Here is a 14,845-nt window from a genome sequence, read left to right as displayed (position 1 = left end):
GCCCAGACCCACCAATTTTGTGTGGGAACCTGTAGAAATACGGGGCCATAGCTCAGCTGGGAGAGCGCCTGCCTTGCACGCAGGAGGTCAACGGTTCGATCCCGTTTGGCTCCACCACTACTGCTTCTGAAGTTTGAAAGCTTAGAAATGAGCATTCCATCGGTTCGATGGTGAATGTTGATTTCTAGTCTTTGACTAGTTCGTTCTTTAAAAATTTGGGTATGTGATAGAAAGATAGACTGAACGTTACTTTCACTGGTAACGGATCAGGCTAAGGTAAAATTTGTGAGTAATTGCGAATTTTCGGCGAATGTCGTCTTCACAGTATAACCAGATTGCTTGGGGTTATATGGTCAAGTGAAGAAGCGCATACGGTGGATGCCTTGGCAGTCAGAGGCGATGAAAGACGTGGTAGCCTGCGAAAAGCTTCGGGGAGTCGGCAAACAGACTTTGATCCGGAGATGTCTGAATGGGGGAACCCAGCCATCATAAGATGGTTATCTTGTACTGAATACATAGGTGCAAGAGGCGAACCAGGGGAACTGAAACATCTAAGTACCCTGAGGAAAAGAAATCAACCGAGATTCCCTTAGTAGTGGCGAGCGAACGGGGACTAGCCCTTAAGTGGCTTTGAGATTAGCGGAACGCTCTGGAAAGTGCGGCCATAGTGGGTGATAGCCCTGTACGCGAAAATCTCTTAGTCATGAAATCGAGTAGGACGGAGCACGAGAAACTTTGTCTGAATATGGGGGGACCATCCTCCAAGGCTAAATACTACTGACTGACCGATAGTGAACTAGTACCGTGAGGGAAAGGCGAAAAGAACCCCGGAGAGGGGAGTGAAATAGATCCTGAAACCGTATGCGTACAAGCAGTGGGAGCCCACTTTGTTGGGTGACTGCGTACCTTTTGTATAATGGGTCAGCGACTTATTTTCAGTGGCGAGCTTAACCGAATAGGGGAGGCGTAGCGAAAGCGAGTCTTAATAGGGCGTCTAGTCGCTGGGAATAGACCCGAAACCGGGCGATCTATCCATGGGCAGGTTGAAGGTTGGGTAACACTAACTGGAGGACCGAACCGACTACCGTTGAAAAGTTAGCGGATGACCTGTGGATCGGAGTGAAAGGCTAATCAAGCTCGGAGATAGCTGGTTCTCCTCGAAAGCTATTTAGGTAGCGCCTCATGTATCACTGTAGGGGGTAGAGCACTGTTTCGGCTAGGGGGTCATCCCGACTTACCAAACCGATGCAAACTCCGAATACCTACAAGTGCCGAGCATGGGAGACACACGGCGGGTGCTAACGTCCGTCGTGAAAAGGGAAACAACCCAGACCGTCAGCTAAGGTCCCAAAGTTATGGTTAAGTGGGAAACGATGTGGGAAGGCTTAGACAGCTAGGAGGTTGGCTTAGAAGCAGCCACCCTTTAAAGAAAGCGTAATAGCTCACTAGTCGAGTCGGCCTGCGCGGAAGATGTAACGGGGCTCAAACCATACACCGAAGCTACGGGTATCACTTAGGTGATGCGGTAGAGGAGCGTTCTGTAAGCCTGTGAAGGTGAGTTGAGAAGCTTGCTGGAGGTATCAGAAGTGCGAATGCTGACATGAGTAACGACAATGGGTGTGAAAAACACCCACGCCGAAAGACCAAGGTTTCCTGCGCAACGTTAATCGACGCAGGGTTAGTCGGTCCCTAAGGCGAGGCTGAAAAGCGTAGTCGATGGAAAACAGGTTAATATTCCTGTACTTCTGGTTATTGCGATGGAGGGACGGAGAAGGCTAGGCCAGCTTGGCGTTGGTTGTCCAAGTTTAAGGTGGTAGGCTGGAATCTTAGGTAAATCCGGGATTCTAAGGCCGAGAGCTGATGACGAGTGTTCTTTTAGAACACGAAGTGGTTGATGCCATGCTTCCAAGAAAAGCTTCTAAGCTTCAGGTAACCAGGAACCGTACCCCAAACCGACACAGGTGGTTGGGTAGAGAATACCAAGGCGCTTGAGAGAACTCGGGTGAAGGAACTAGGCAAAATGGCACCGTAACTTCGGGAGAAGGTGCGCCGGTGAGGGTGAAGCATTTACTGCGTAAGCCCACGCCGGTCGAAGATACCAGGCCGCTGCGACTGTTTATTAAAAACACAGCACTCTGCAAACACGAAAGTGGACGTATAGGGTGTGACGCCTGCCCGGTGCCGGAAGGTTAATTGATGGGGTTAGCTAACGCGAAGCTCTTGATCGAAGCCCCGGTAAACGGCGGCCGTAACTATAACGGTCCTAAGGTAGCGAAATTCCTTGTCGGGTAAGTTCCGACCTGCACGAATGGCGTAACGATGGCGGCGCTGTCTCCACCCGAGACTCAGTGAAATTGAAATCGCTGTGAAGATGCAGTGTATCCGCGGCTAGACGGAAAGACCCCGTGAACCTTTACTATAGCTTTGCACTGGACTTTGAATTTGCTTGTGTAGGATAGGTGGGAGGCTTTGAAGCGTGGACGCCAGTTCGCGTGGAGCCATCCTTGAAATACCACCCTGGCAACTTTGAGGTTCTAACTCAGGTCCGTTATCCGGATCGAGGACAGTGTATGGTGGGTAGTTTGACTGGGGCGGTCTCCTCCTAAAGAGTAACGGAGGAGTACGAAGGTGCGCTCAGACCGGTCGGAAATCGGTCGTAGAGTATAAAGGCAAAAGCGCGCTTGACTGCGAGACAGACACGTCGAGCAGGTACGAAAGTAGGTCTTAGTGATCCGGTGGTTCTGTATGGAAGGGCCATCGCTCAACGGATAAAAGGTACTCCGGGGATAACAGGCTGATACCGCCCAAGAGTTCATATCGACGGCGGTGTTTGGCACCTCGATGTCGGCTCATCACATCCTGGGGCTGAAGCCGGTCCCAAGGGTATGGCTGTTCGCCATTTAAAGTGGTACGCGAGCTGGGTTTAGAACGTCGTGAGACAGTTCGGTCCCTATCTGCCGTGGACGTTTGAGATTTGAGAGGGGCTGCTCCTAGTACGAGAGGACCGGAGTGGACGAACCTCTGGTGTTCCGGTTGTCACGCCAGTGGCATTGCCGGGTAGCTATGTTCGGAATAGATAACCGCTGAAAGCATCTAAGCGGGAAACTAGCCTCAAGATGAGATCTCACTGGGACCTTGAGTCCCCTGAAGGGCCGTCGAAGACTACGACGTTGATAGGTTGGGTGTGTAAGCGCTGTGAGGCGTTGAGCTAACCAATACTAATTGCCCGTGAGGCTTGACCATATAACACCCAAGCAATTTGACTACTCGAAAGAGCATCAGATTGCGGTGTGTGAAGACGAAACGAACCGAAAGTTCGAGATACTCACAAAACACCAGCTGTCACATACCCAATTTGCTGAAGCGAGGCCATTTGGTCACGACTCAGTACCCGAATTTCTTGACGACCATAGAGCATTGGAACCACCTGATCCCATCCCGAACTCAGCAGTGAAACGATGCATCGCCGATGGTAGTGTGGGGTTTCCCCATGTGAGAGTAGGTCATCGTCAAGATTAAATTCCGAAACCCCAATTGCGAAAGCAGTTGGGGTTTTGTCTTTAAAGTAGAAACATCAAGAATTCGTCAGCACGTCGTCATAGACGGACTGACACACAGAATTTCTTGACGACCATAGAGCATTGGAACCACCTGATCCCATCCCGAACTCAGCAGTGAAACGATGCATCGCCGATGGTAGTGTGGGGTTTCCCCATGTGAGAGTAGGTCATCGTCAAGATTGAATTCCGAAACCCCTGTCTGCTAACGCAGACAGGGGTTTTGTCGTTTCAGGGGTACTAAAAGCCCGTTTTGGAGCGTCTCCAAAACGGGCTTTTTCGCGTCTTACATAAACAGTTTCAGTACATTGTTCATCGCATCATCGGCAAAACCCTGTACGAAATCCTTAAACCCCGACAGCGTCTCGGCACCACCCTGTGCCGGTTCGGCAATGATGGTCCAGGTAGCCCGCGACCTGCCCGCATCTAACGAATCCACACTCATCGCCGCCCACAAATTGCCCACGCCCAATGTGTTGTAGATCGTGGTCCAGGTCATGCTTAGCGCTTCATCGTCACGGGAGTTGAGTTGCTCGACTACCAGGTTGCCGTCCTTGAAGAATTTCTTGCGCAGGGATGACACGCCTTCACCAGTCATCTCGATGTGCGACAGCGCCGGAATGAATCGGTCGAAACCGGCAAAGTTACCGACCACGGCCCAAACCTGTGCGGCATCGGCAGGCACTTCCACCGAGGACACAACTTGGCAGCCTTGCGGGTTTTTGATCAGGGTATCGGGGTGCAGTGTGCTCATGGTTTTGCTCCATTGGGTTGAATCAGATGAAGTTGATTTCTTTGAGGTAGTCGCACCCGCGACGCAGCAGCGCCGGGGATTTTTCCGGATAGCACGTGCCCATCTGACGCACGCCGGCCCGGGCGTTGTCGTGCCCGATCATCGAGATGTCGCCGATGTCTTCTTCGAAGCCGTTGAGGTAGAAACCCAGCACGCCGAACAGCGCGTTGTCGCTATCGACACGGCGCAGTTGCTGTTGCCAGTCTGCGACGCTGACCATGGAAAACTGCCGGCCGGTTTCGCGAAAGGATGCAACGTAGGTGTCCCAGTCCAGCGGTTCAGGGTTGTGCAGGTTGAATACCGCTTTGTCCGGTTGATAACGGCTGGCATGGAAGGCGATAAAACCGGCGAGGAAGTCCACCGGCATCAGGTCGAAATTGAGCGAAAACTCCGGAACCTGGCCGAGTTGTATCGAGCCCTTGAGCATCAGCATTAAACGGTTCTTGTGTGGCTGGCACACACCCGTGAGGCTGTTGAAGCTGATGTTGCCGGGGCGATAGAGATTGACCCGCACACCGCGCTGTCGTGCGCGTTCGAGGATCCGCTCGCCGACCCATTTGGACAGGTTGTAGCCATTCTTGATGTAAATCGGCGGGGTCTGGGCGGCGGGCATCTCCAGCACCCGGCCATCGGCGGAAATCGTGCTGGAAGCTGAGAGTGTCGAAACGAAGTTGAAGATCTTTTTGCTGCGCCCTTCGCACAGTCGCAGACACTGGAAAATCGGCTCAACGTTGTCCCGCGCCAGCGACTCATAATCGAGCACGTGATTAACATTGGCAGCGTTGTGCACCAAAGCGCCGAACTCTCGATCCAGTCGCTCGTAGACGTCGGCTGCCAGCCCCAGTTCCGGGCGCGTGATATCTGCCGCGTAGACTTGCACGCGATTCAGGTCCAGGTGCTCCAGGCGATTCTCCCGCAAGGCCTGGGCGAAACGCTCGACAGCCGATTGCCCGCCACCGTCGCGGACCAGGCAGGCTACTTCGCTTGCCCCCCGCGCCAGCAAAGCTTCAACGATGTGTACACCGACAAAGCTGTTGGCGCCGGTGACGATTACCTTATGCACGTCGCCCATGCGGCTGACGGGCAGTGGCTGCACTTCCAGTTCGCGGTCGGCGTCGGACAGGGCCTTTTCACTCAGCACCTCTTCGCTGCCGGATCCGCGCACCAGCGTCGCCAGTTTTGCGATAGTGGGCAGTTCGATAAAGCGGTTGATCGAAATGCTGCGGCCGAACTCTTCGCGCAGGCGCAGCAACATCCGAGACAGCAAAATCGAATGGCCGCCCAGATTGAAGAAGCTTTCGTCAGTGGAAATATCGCAGGCGAATAACTCCAGCAGTTCGGCCCAGATTTCCCGCAACAGCACTTCATCGTCACTGACGGGCAAACACCGCGAGCCGTTTTCAATGCAGCTGACCGGCAGTTTCAGCAGTGCCTGACGATCGACCTTGCCATTGCTGGCATACGGCATGCTCGTCAGTGCGGTCCAGGCGCTGGGCTGCATGTAGTCTGGCAAATGCTGCGCCGCATGAGCTTTCAACGCTTCGCGAGCGCTGCCAGGTTGATCTTCCCGAGGCTGGGCGAGGAAGGCCAGAATCCGTCGATTGCTGTCGATGACGACCGCCACCTGACCGAACAACTGGCTGTCGCGCAGGCAGCGCTCGATCTCTTCCGGCTCGACCCTGAACCCGCGGATCTTCACTTGGTTGTCGCGACGCCCACACAGCTCGATGCCGTCACCGGTCCACTTCGCCATGTCGCCGGTGCGATAGGCGCGCAAATGCTCGCCCTTCGGCAGACGCAGGGTCAAATAGCGCTCGGCGGTTTGCTGCGGATTGTTCAGGTAACCCAGGCACACCCCTGGCCCGACGATGTACAACTCGCCGACGGTTTGCTCGGCTACCGGCTGAAGTTCCTCATCGAGAATCAGCACCCGGCTGTTTGCAATCGGTCCGCCCAGCGTCCGATTGTTGTCGCCGGTTTGCAGTTGCCGCGCGGTAATCAGTACCGTCGCTTCGGTGGGACCATAAAGGTTGTAGAACTTGCTTTGGCGCGTCAGTTGCTGGATGACCCAAGGCTCGCAAACATCGCCGCCGGTCATGACGTGATCAAGGTTTCGCAGTTGCTCCAGCGGTAGGATGCTCAACAACGCCGGAGGCAAAAAGGCGTGGCTCAGTTGCTGATAACGGATCAGCTCCACCAGTTGCAGCGGGTCGCGACGCTGATCTTCATCAGGTACGATCAGCTCCGCACCTTGCAGCAAGGTCGGGAAAATATCGATCAGCGACGAGTCAAAACTCAGCGACGAAAACTGCAGCACACGACTCTCTTCGGTCAACTGCACATAGTCCGCATACCACGCCGTGAAGTGCGCGAGATTGGCCTGGCTCAGCAGTACGCCTTTGGGGTGGCCGGTGGTGCCCGAGGTGTAGAGCGCCATGCACGGAGCGTCGAGATCGGGGCGAAGGCGCATCAAGGGTTGATCGAGATTCTCTTCGTCGAAGTCGATGCCGGTGATATCAAGCGCCGGCATTTCTGCAGCGAGCGGGTGCTGCCCGTCATGCAGCAGTAAAACAGCGCCAGCGTTCGACAGGATGTACTGCTGGCGCTGTAGCGGATGGCTCAGCTCCAATGGCAGGTACACCGCACCGACGCCGAGAATCGCCAGAATTCCCGCATACAACGCACTGCACTTGGGCAGGCAAATTCCCACGACCAATGGCCCTCGATACTTATCGAGCAGCGGTTGCAAATGCCGGGCGATGGCGCGGCTTTGCGCGTGCAATTGGCGATAGTCGATGGACGAACCTGAGATGTTCAATGCCGGGCGTTCGGCGCACTGGATAAAGCGCTGTTCAAGTCGCTCGATGATCGGCGTTTGTGCCAATTGCAGTAGACGCGGCTGCGCGGTGGCGTTGAAACGATGCACGTACGCCAGGCTCTCCAGCCATTGCAGATTTTCCATTCGATCGAAATGCGCCGGGGTGGCCGGTTCGGCGAGGAGAAAATACTCGGCATCCCGGGAGAAACGGCTGACCAGTAGCGCCACGTGACCCACCAATTCCGCCACTGTGCGCAGACGCAACGCCTGGCCATTGCCCGAAGGCTCATTCGCGATTGGCAAACGAGTGAGTAACGTCGAACCGATGGAGCACAGCAAATCTAGCGACGGAAGGTCGGAAGCACCCGAGGGGCCGACACCCAGTTCCAGCGTCAGTCGCGGCGCATCGCTGAGACTTTCAAGCAGCAGGCTGGCATCGTCGATCAGCAGATCCGCACTACCCGGTGTCAGCTCTCCGAGCGCGGCCACCCGTGTCAAAGAATGACCGTGTTGTTCAAGTTCCAGCGCCAGATCGGTCAGGGCCTGGCTGCGGCCAACGAGCAGAATGTCGAGACGTCTCATGATGTGCTCCTCGTCAAATCAGGTAGTCGCTCAAGGCGTTTTGCACGCACGGCGAATCAAGCAGCGAACTGCTGCGGAAGAACCGCACGATGTTGGCCACGAGTGGGTGATGCCGATTGATCGGGAAGGCCAGCCCCGATACTTCGCTCTTGAGCGTGTGGCGCGTTGCGTCGTTGATTTGCAAGGCGTCGATCAAGCGAAAGTCGAAGGACTTCTGGATGTCGTTGGTCAGGTAGTGGCCGATGAACACCGGCAGGATCTTCGCGATGCACTGGCGGTCGTCTTCGCACGCGGTGTGCCAGTAGATGCGCACCATCCGGGACCAGAACCCGGAGTGGCGGCCTTCATCCAGCAAGTGGTCGGCCATCAAACCCTTGATCGACTGCTTGACCGTGTCGTCCTTGGCGAACGCCGCGACATCGCCGGTCACGGTGTTCTCGGCGATGGCCACGCAAATCAGCTCCACGGCGCTGCGCAGGTGTTCTGGCGCGAGTGCCACAGCCGCCGGGATCGCCCGGCTCAGCTCGATTTCTTCGGGCAGGTCGATGGGCGTGATACCGGTCATGGCGACGGTCTGTTGCATGAAGTCCATCGCCACCAGCGCGTGATAATCCTCGTCTACGACTACGGTCATGGCGTCGTAACGGCAGGCGAACGGAAAGGCCAGTGCGAAGCGATTCTTGGCGATGCTGCGAGCGGTCTTGTCGACGATCTCGGTTTCGAATATCACCACGTCGTTGATGAATTTGTAGAGCGTCTGCACCAGGGCAAAGTCGCGCTGTTGCGGGCACTCGCGCAGGAACGTTTCGCTGAGCACCAGTGGTTGCCGGCTCAGGGGGTAGATCAGTTTGTCGTCGTTCTCCAGTACGCGACGCGGCCGGGTGCGGATGGTGGCGCGGCTTTCCCAGGCGTCGGCGAAGGATTGGTAGTCGGCGGCGTTCATGAGGTCATCTCCGTGACGGATTCGCCCATGCTCAGGCGCAAGCCGTCCCACAGCGCGATACGACTTTCCACCGCGGCGATGGCGCTGGCATACACCTCTTCTTCACGCTGCGGATTGCCATCGACCAGTCGCGCGAGGAGTTTTTCCGCCGCCGGGCCGTGGTCTTCGGCATCGACTTCAATGTGCCGTTCGAGGTAATAGCGAAAGGTCGGCGCCTGTTCGATGCCGATGCCCCAGTCGTCGAGAATGCGCTGGAACATTTGCGGAATGACGCTCTCGCGGCCATGTAGAAACGCCGCCGCCACACTGTGGCCCGGCGCGTGCAGCGCGGTGTGAAGTGTGTGACGTACGAACTGCGCCGCCGCCGGGTTGACGTCCACACTTTGCAGCGCCACATCGTAACTCACGCCTTCCTGTTGCAGTGCCACGAAGCGTTCGACTGCGGCCGTACTCGCGCCTATCTCACGCATAGCATCGAGATACAGTTCGAAGTGGCTGTAGTGACCCTGGGCCGGGCGGTCATCAGACTCTTCACCCAGCACGATCTCGTTGATCAACCGCGCCGCTTGCGGATCTCGCGGAGGGAGCCAGGGCAGGTGGGTGCAGGTCAGATCCCGTTGCAGGCGTTTGGTCAGCGACATGAAATCCCACACCGCAAATACATGGGATTCCATGAAGCGTTGCAACACCGATAGCGAATGTATTTCGGAGAAAATCGGGTGTGCACTCAGTTCGGTTTTCTTTTGGTCGAGATGCGCTTTAGTTGATTTCATGGACGAACCTTTATGAGTTTTAGATGAGTGTGATCAATCTCTGATGGCCGGTTAAAGTTTTAAGTTGGCGAGCGAGTGCCTCAAACAAATTGATCTGTTTTTGCACGTGTCTCAGATGTGCTTGGCCCTGCAGCCCGCGATCGCTGGCGGCGTAGAAAAACTAATACACAAATAAAGTATTCGGCAAGTCATTTTGTTAGATATTAAAAGTTGATATTTTTCAAGCGCGACAAGTTCCAATAAAATCTTTTATGTAAGTTTTATTTGGATGTAGTTACTCCTTCCGGCTTATATAAGTCAGAATTTTAGTAAAGAGTGAATGCCTCACTCGAAGCAACTTTCTAATTTAAATCGTTGAGGTGATTTGAAGGGGGGAAGTTGGACAGGGGTGACGCCGACTCTTCCGTTCCCGTGGCAAGGCTCCTTCCGTAGGTTTCGACCCAAGAGTGAGCGTAATTCAAGGCAGCCGCTATCACCGGAGTGTGCGGATCGGGGAAGGATGAAAGGGAGGGGAATTTGTAAGCGGTTTGTGTAGCGAGGGAGCGTGCTCCCGTCCGGATGCGGTGCAGTCACTCAGTCTGTCAGGGCGTCATGGCAGTAAAAAAATTTTTGGGGCTGCTGCGCGGCCCAGCGGGAGCAAGCCCCCTCGCCACATTAGATCGGCGTCACTTGGCGGCTTTTCTGCTCTGGGCTTCAGGGCTGGCGAGGTAGCGCGTGATGACCTCGACCCCACGATTGAGGTGATGTTCGAGCAGTTTCACCGAACCTTCGACGTCCCGCTCCTCAGCGGCTCGCAACAGCGCACGGTGATCCTCCTGGGACAATTTGCCCAGGCCCATGGCTTCCAGGTTGAAACGCAGAAAACGCTCTTCTTCGTTCAAGCCGTCCTCAACCAGCTTCAGCAGCCGGCGATTAGGGGCTTTGTTATACAGCGACATATGGAAGAGGCGATTGAGCCGGCCAATTTCGCTGTAGTCGTGCTCCGTTTCCAGTTCGTCGATGAAGCGGGCGGCCTGATTGATGTCCGACGCCTCAAGCAGAGGAACCGACAAGCGCAGCGCTTCGGATTCAAGCAGGATCCGCAAAGCGTAGGTTTCCACGGCATCGCCCTGTACCAACGGCGCGACCACCGCGCCTTTATGGGCGACCACGTTGAGCAATGCCTGGGCTTCGAGCTGGCGCAAGGCTTCGCGCACGGGCATGCGGCTGACGCCAAACAGGTCGGCCAAGTCTTGCTGGCGCAGGGCAGTACCGCAGGGAATGCGTCCGTCGAGAATGGCCGAGCGCAAGGTTTCCTCGATCACCGAGCGTGCCAAATGAGCGGGAATCGGCCCGTTGACCTTGATACTGCTGAGGGGGTTGGGCTTTTGTGTCACAACTACGCACCCTGAATGATTGAATTATTTTTTGGATCCAACTGACCCTAGTGACAGTCCGCCATGTTGTCAAACGCCCGGTGGAAAGCCTTTCTCTCAGTTTAGCGCGCCATCAGTGATCGCATCGTGCCATTGTTTTTTACTGGGCTAACCTACACCATCAACCGACTTCTACCCTATTTACACTGGATGCCTGGCATTGGCGGTATGTAACCCGATCTCCCGGATTTTGCGCCGCCTGCTTGGCGCACTGCTGCTGGCCAGCGTGCTGCTGGGCGGCTTGCATGCCGATTGGGATTTTTCCCTGATCAGCCGCCGGGCGCAGGCATTGTACGGACCTTTGGGCGAAGGTCAGCAACGCATTGATGATTGGCAACGCCTGCTGTCCACCCAGAAGCAGATCGGCGAGCTGGAACAACTCAACGTGGTCAACCGGTTCTTCAACAGTCAGGTGCGTTATGTCGAAGACCAGGATCTCTGGCGCCAGGTCGATTATTGGGAAACCCCTATCGAAGCCCTGTGGAAAGGCGCCGGCGACTGCGAAGACTACGCAATCGCCAAATATTTCAGCCTGCGGCATCTCGGCGTTTCCAGTGACAAGCTGCGGATCACCTACGTAAAGGCCTTGCGCCAGAATCGTGCGCACATGGTGTTGACCTACTACCCGACCCCGGACGCCATTCCGCTGGTGCTCGATAGCCTGGTCGACACCATCAAACCGGCCAACCAACGAACGGATCTGCTGCCGGTCTACTCTTTCAATGCTGAAGGGATGTGGTTACCGGGCGCCAAGGGCAACCAGAGGGTCGGTGACACCAAACGCTTGTCCCGCTGGCAGGATGTGCTGAAGAAAATGCAGGCCGAAGGTTTCCCGGTCGAGTCGATAAATTAGGAGCACGCCTTTAGATGTCTTTGTTCAAACAACTGTTGATCGCTATCTGTCTGTTCCTGATCGTCGCCTTTACCGGCAGCTTCATGGTCAGCCTGGAGAGCTCGCGAACCCAGTACGTCAATCAGTTGCGCTCCCATGCCCAGGACGCGGCGACGGCGCTGGCGCTGTCCTTGACGCCAAACATCGACGACCCGGCGATGACCGAACTGCTGGTCAGTTCGATTTTCGATAGTGGTTACTACGCGAAAATTCGGGTCGTGGATTTATCCAACGATAAGACACTGGTCGAGCGCAGCGGCATCCCCACGGATACCAAAGTGCCGGAGTGGTTCGTCAAGTTGATCGGCCTGGAACCCGCCGGTGGCGATGCTATTGTCAGCCGTGGCTGGGAGCAGGCCGCGCGGGTCGAGGTGGTGAGTCACCCGATGTTCGCGTTGGCCAAGTTGTGGCAGAGCGCCTTGGGTAGCCTGGCCTGGTTACTGATCTGCGGCGTGGTCAGCGCGATCCTGGGCGCCCTGTTGCTGCGCCGGCAATTGAAGCCTCTGGATTACATGGTCCAGCAGTCCCATGCCATTGCCCGTCGCGAATTTCTCAGCCTGCCAGACCTGCCGCGCACGCCTGAATTGCGACGCGTGGTGCAGGCCATGAACCAGATGGTCGAGAAGCTCAAGGCGCTGTTTCAGGAGCAGGCCGAACGCAGTGAAAAGCTGCGGGTCGAGTCCTATCAGGACAACCTGACCGGGTTGGCCAACCGACGTTATTTCGAGATGCAGTTGAACGCGCGGGTGAGCAACCCCGAACAGGCCAGTTCAGGTTATTTGCTGTTGTTGCGGGTCAAGGATCTGGCCGGTCTCAACCAACGTCTGGGCGGTCAGCGCACTGACGCCTTGCTGCGTGCGGTCGGCGAGCTGTTGTCTCGCGAGTGTTCCAAATTCCCGGAAACCCTGAACCTGGTCACACGGATTCGTGGTGGTGAATTTGCCGTGCTGGCGCCAGGGTTGGTGCGCGAGGAAGCGCTGCAACTGGCTCAGCAACTGGACAACAGCCTGGCTAGCCTGCATGCGACCGGCGCCACCGACGTTCCCTCGGTGGCCGCCATCGGGTTGGCGCCGTTTGTTCATGGCGACGCGCCACAAGCGGTGCTCGGGCTGGCTGATCAGGCCTTGGCACAGGCTGAAGGCCAGTTGGATTCGAACTGGGTCTGCCTCGATCACAGCGCCCTGGACCGCGTCGGCGACGATCATCATGCCTGGCACAACCTGCTCGATCAGACGCTGAATCAGCGGCGCTTCCAGTTGTATTTCCAACCGGTGGTGGCGAGTCAGGACACGCAACTGGTGCTGCACTACAAGGTGCTTTCGCGCCTGATCGACGATCAGGGCCAGACCATTCCGGCCGGACACTTCCTGCCGTGGCTGGAGCGGTTTGGCTGGGCGGCGCGGCTCGATCGGCTGATGCTGGAGCTGGTGCTGGAGCAGATGGCCGGCCACGAGGAGTCGCTGGCGCTGAACCTGTCGTCGGCCACCCTGAGCGATCCGCAGGCGTTGAACGCGGTTTTCGAAACGCTACGTGCGCATTCTGATCTGGGGCCGCGGCTGACCCTGGAAATCGGCGAAGAACAATTGCCCGAGCAAGCGCAACTCGAAGACCTGACACGGCGTTTGCGTGAGCTCGGGTTCTCGCTGAGCCTGCAACGCTTTGGCGGGCGCTTCAGCATGATCGGCAACCTGGCGCGGCTCGGGTTGGCGTACCTGAAGATCGACGGCAGTTACATCCGTGCGATTGATCAGGAAAGTGACAAGCGCCTGTTCATCGGGGCCATTCAGCGTGCGGCCCATAGCATCGATTTGCCGTTGATTGCCGAGCGAGTTGAGACTGACGGGGAGTTGGCGGTGATTCGCGAGATGGGGGTGTATGGGGTTCAGGGGCGGCTCGTGGGTGAGCCGAAGCCATGGGCTTAGGTGTTGGGATTTGAGTCGTTTGTGATCCCGCCATCGCGAGCAGGCTCGCTTGTATGTTTAGACTTGAAGGGGTGGGCGGGACTAAAAGCTCGATTCCGACTCTAGCCAGTACGGACCGTGGGAGACTTCTCGTCCCGCCCTTTCTACCCGAAGCGCCGATAAGGAATTCATCGGTAAACCAACCGACGATAGAGGCAAGCCAGCGCAAGGGTAAACCCCGACAAGCTCTTAAACCCTAGCCCCGAGGATTCGTCATGACAATCCTTACCTCGCCAACGGTAATCGGTATTGATGTGGCCAAGGCCGAAATCGTCGCTTACCGCGAAGACGAAAAAACCACTGAAGCCATCAACAACGATCGGGAGACGCTTGGCCGTTGGCTCAAAGCGCTGCCTGCGCAAAGCTCAATTGCTTTGGAAGCCACCAGCATTTACCACTTGGACACGGTTGAACTGGCCCACGAAATGGGACACCGGGTTTACGTTGTGGATGCTTATCGGCTAAGCCACTACCGCGAAAGCATTGGTCAGCGGGCGAAAACCGACCCTTGTGATGCGCGCCTGCTGGCGCGTTACCTGTCTAGCGAGCAGGAACGACTGCGTCTCTGGAGTCCACCTCCGCAGGCCTACAAGGTGTTGAAAAGTCTGCTGCATAGACGCGCAGAACTCATCAACGTGCGTGTGGGCATCACGCTGAGCTGGTCGAGCGAACCGCTTCTGAAAGATGAATTGGCCCGGCAATTGAAGTCCTTCAAACAAGCTGAGCAGGCTATTCAGAAATTACTGCACAAAGTCAGCAAAGAGGCCGGCATCACCGAGAACATCAAGCGTTGCAAAGCCATTGAAGGGATCGGTGAGCTTACGGCTATGGGCTTGGCGACCGCCTTCATGCGTGGACACTTCGCCAACGGCGATGCATTCATTGCTTTTTTGGGGATGGACTTGCGAGCAAAGGATTCAGGCAAGAAGAACGGGCCTCGCCATCTGTCCAAAAAAGGCGATACGGAGTTGCGGCGCTTGGCTCACAACGCGGCAATGGCGGCTTGTCGATCTCCAATCTGGAAACCTTTTTATGAGTCCTATCTGGCCAGAGGCCTGGCAAAAACCCAAGCCCTGGTCATCCTCGCGCGCAAGCTGTGCCGGGTGGCATT

At 56.3% G+C, this 14,845-nt stretch carries 8 protein-coding genes, 1 tRNA gene and 3 rRNA genes; 7 read left to right on the top strand and 5 right to left on the bottom strand.

The window, feature by feature from the left end; all coding sequences use genetic code 11:
* Positions 1-41 precede the first annotated feature (41 nt).
* From NL64_RS10870 to rrf (NL64_RS10855), 4 genes are all read left to right on the top strand, one after another.
* Positions 42-117 (top strand) — tRNA-Ala (locus tag NL64_RS10870).
* 234 nt (positions 118-351) lie between these two features.
* Positions 352-3,243 (top strand): 23S ribosomal RNA (locus NL64_RS10865).
* Between the two features lie 156 nt (positions 3,244-3,399).
* Positions 3,400-3,515 (top strand): 5S ribosomal RNA (gene rrf / locus NL64_RS10860).
* 108 nt (positions 3,516-3,623) lie between these two features.
* Positions 3,624-3,739, top strand: a 5S ribosomal RNA gene (gene rrf / locus NL64_RS10855).
* A 104-nt stretch (positions 3,740-3,843) separates the two neighbouring features.
* Here rrf (NL64_RS10855) and NL64_RS10850 read toward each other — a convergent pair.
* From NL64_RS10850 to NL64_RS10830, 5 genes are all read right to left on the bottom strand, one after another.
* Complete coding sequence (locus NL64_RS10850) at positions 3,844-4,311, bottom strand: SRPBCC family protein (protein WP_034148095.1); 468 nt, start codon at positions 4,309-4,311, stop codon at positions 3,844-3,846.
* 22 nt (positions 4,312-4,333) lie between these two features.
* Positions 4,334-7,750: an amino acid adenylation domain-containing protein gene (locus NL64_RS10845; RefSeq protein ID WP_034148094.1), complete on the bottom strand. Its 3,417-nt coding sequence runs from the start codon at positions 7,748-7,750 to the stop codon at positions 4,334-4,336.
* Positions 7,751-7,763: 13 nt separating this feature from the next.
* On the bottom strand, positions 7,764-8,693 hold the full coding sequence (locus NL64_RS10840) for a diiron oxygenase (RefSeq protein WP_034148093.1): 930 nt from the start codon (positions 8,691-8,693) through the stop codon (positions 7,764-7,766).
* Entirely contained in the window at positions 8,690-9,466 is a 777-nt protein-coding gene (locus NL64_RS10835; RefSeq protein WP_034148092.1) for a DUF3050 domain-containing protein, read from the bottom strand. The genes NL64_RS10840 and NL64_RS10835 overlap by 4 nt, the downstream gene beginning before the upstream one ends.
* Positions 9,467-10,131: 665 nt before the next feature.
* The gene (locus tag NL64_RS10830; RefSeq protein ID WP_034148091.1) at positions 10,132-10,842 is read right to left on the bottom strand and encodes a GntR family transcriptional regulator; all 711 of its coding nucleotides are present in this window, start codon (positions 10,840-10,842) and stop codon (positions 10,132-10,134) included.
* A gap of 199 nt (positions 10,843-11,041) precedes the next feature.
* Between NL64_RS10830 and lapG the strand changes: the two genes are divergently transcribed.
* The 3 genes from lapG to NL64_RS10815 form a co-directional block, all read left to right on the top strand.
* Positions 11,042-11,734 carry a cysteine protease LapG gene (lapG, locus tag NL64_RS10825; protein ID WP_034148090.1) on the top strand — a complete coding sequence of 231 codons (693 nt, stop codon included), beginning with the start codon at positions 11,042-11,044 and terminating at the stop codon, positions 11,732-11,734.
* A 14-nt stretch (positions 11,735-11,748) separates the two neighbouring features.
* A complete protein-coding gene (lapD, locus tag NL64_RS10820) occupies positions 11,749-13,695 on the top strand; it encodes a cyclic di-GMP receptor LapD (RefSeq protein ID WP_034148089.1) in 1,947 nt (648 codons plus the stop codon).
* Between the two features lie 254 nt (positions 13,696-13,949).
* Positions 13,950-14,845: IS110 family transposase (locus NL64_RS10815; RefSeq protein ID WP_034148088.1), on the top strand; the 896-nt coding region annotated here is incomplete at its 3' end.

The sequence above is a fragment of the Pseudomonas fluorescens genome, from assembly GCF_000802965.1.
In the GTDB taxonomy this organism is placed as follows: Bacteria; Pseudomonadota; Gammaproteobacteria; order Pseudomonadales; family Pseudomonadaceae; genus Aquipseudomonas; species Aquipseudomonas fluorescens_A.
This window is presented reverse-complemented; position numbering and strand designations above follow the sequence as displayed.

What these genes read in the sequence shown, in the direction of transcription:
- NL64_RS10845 (WP_034148094.1), bottom strand. Translation starts at nt 7,750, where the DNA reads ATGAGACGTCTCGACATTCTGCTCGTTGGCCGCAGCCAGGCCCTGACC.
- NL64_RS10835 (WP_034148092.1), bottom strand. Translation starts at nt 9,466, where the DNA reads ATGAAATCAACTAAAGCGCATCTCGACCAAAAGAAAACCGAACTGAGT.
- NL64_RS10840 (WP_034148093.1), bottom strand. Translation starts at nt 8,693, where the DNA reads ATGAACGCCGCCGACTACCAATCCTTCGCCGACGCCTGGGAAAGCCGC.
- NL64_RS10850 (WP_034148095.1), bottom strand. Translation starts at nt 4,311, where the DNA reads ATGAGCACACTGCACCCCGATACCCTGATCAAAAACCCGCAAGGCTGC.
- lapD (WP_034148089.1), top strand. Translation starts at nt 11,749, where the DNA reads ATGTCTTTGTTCAAACAACTGTTGATCGCTATCTGTCTGTTCCTGATC.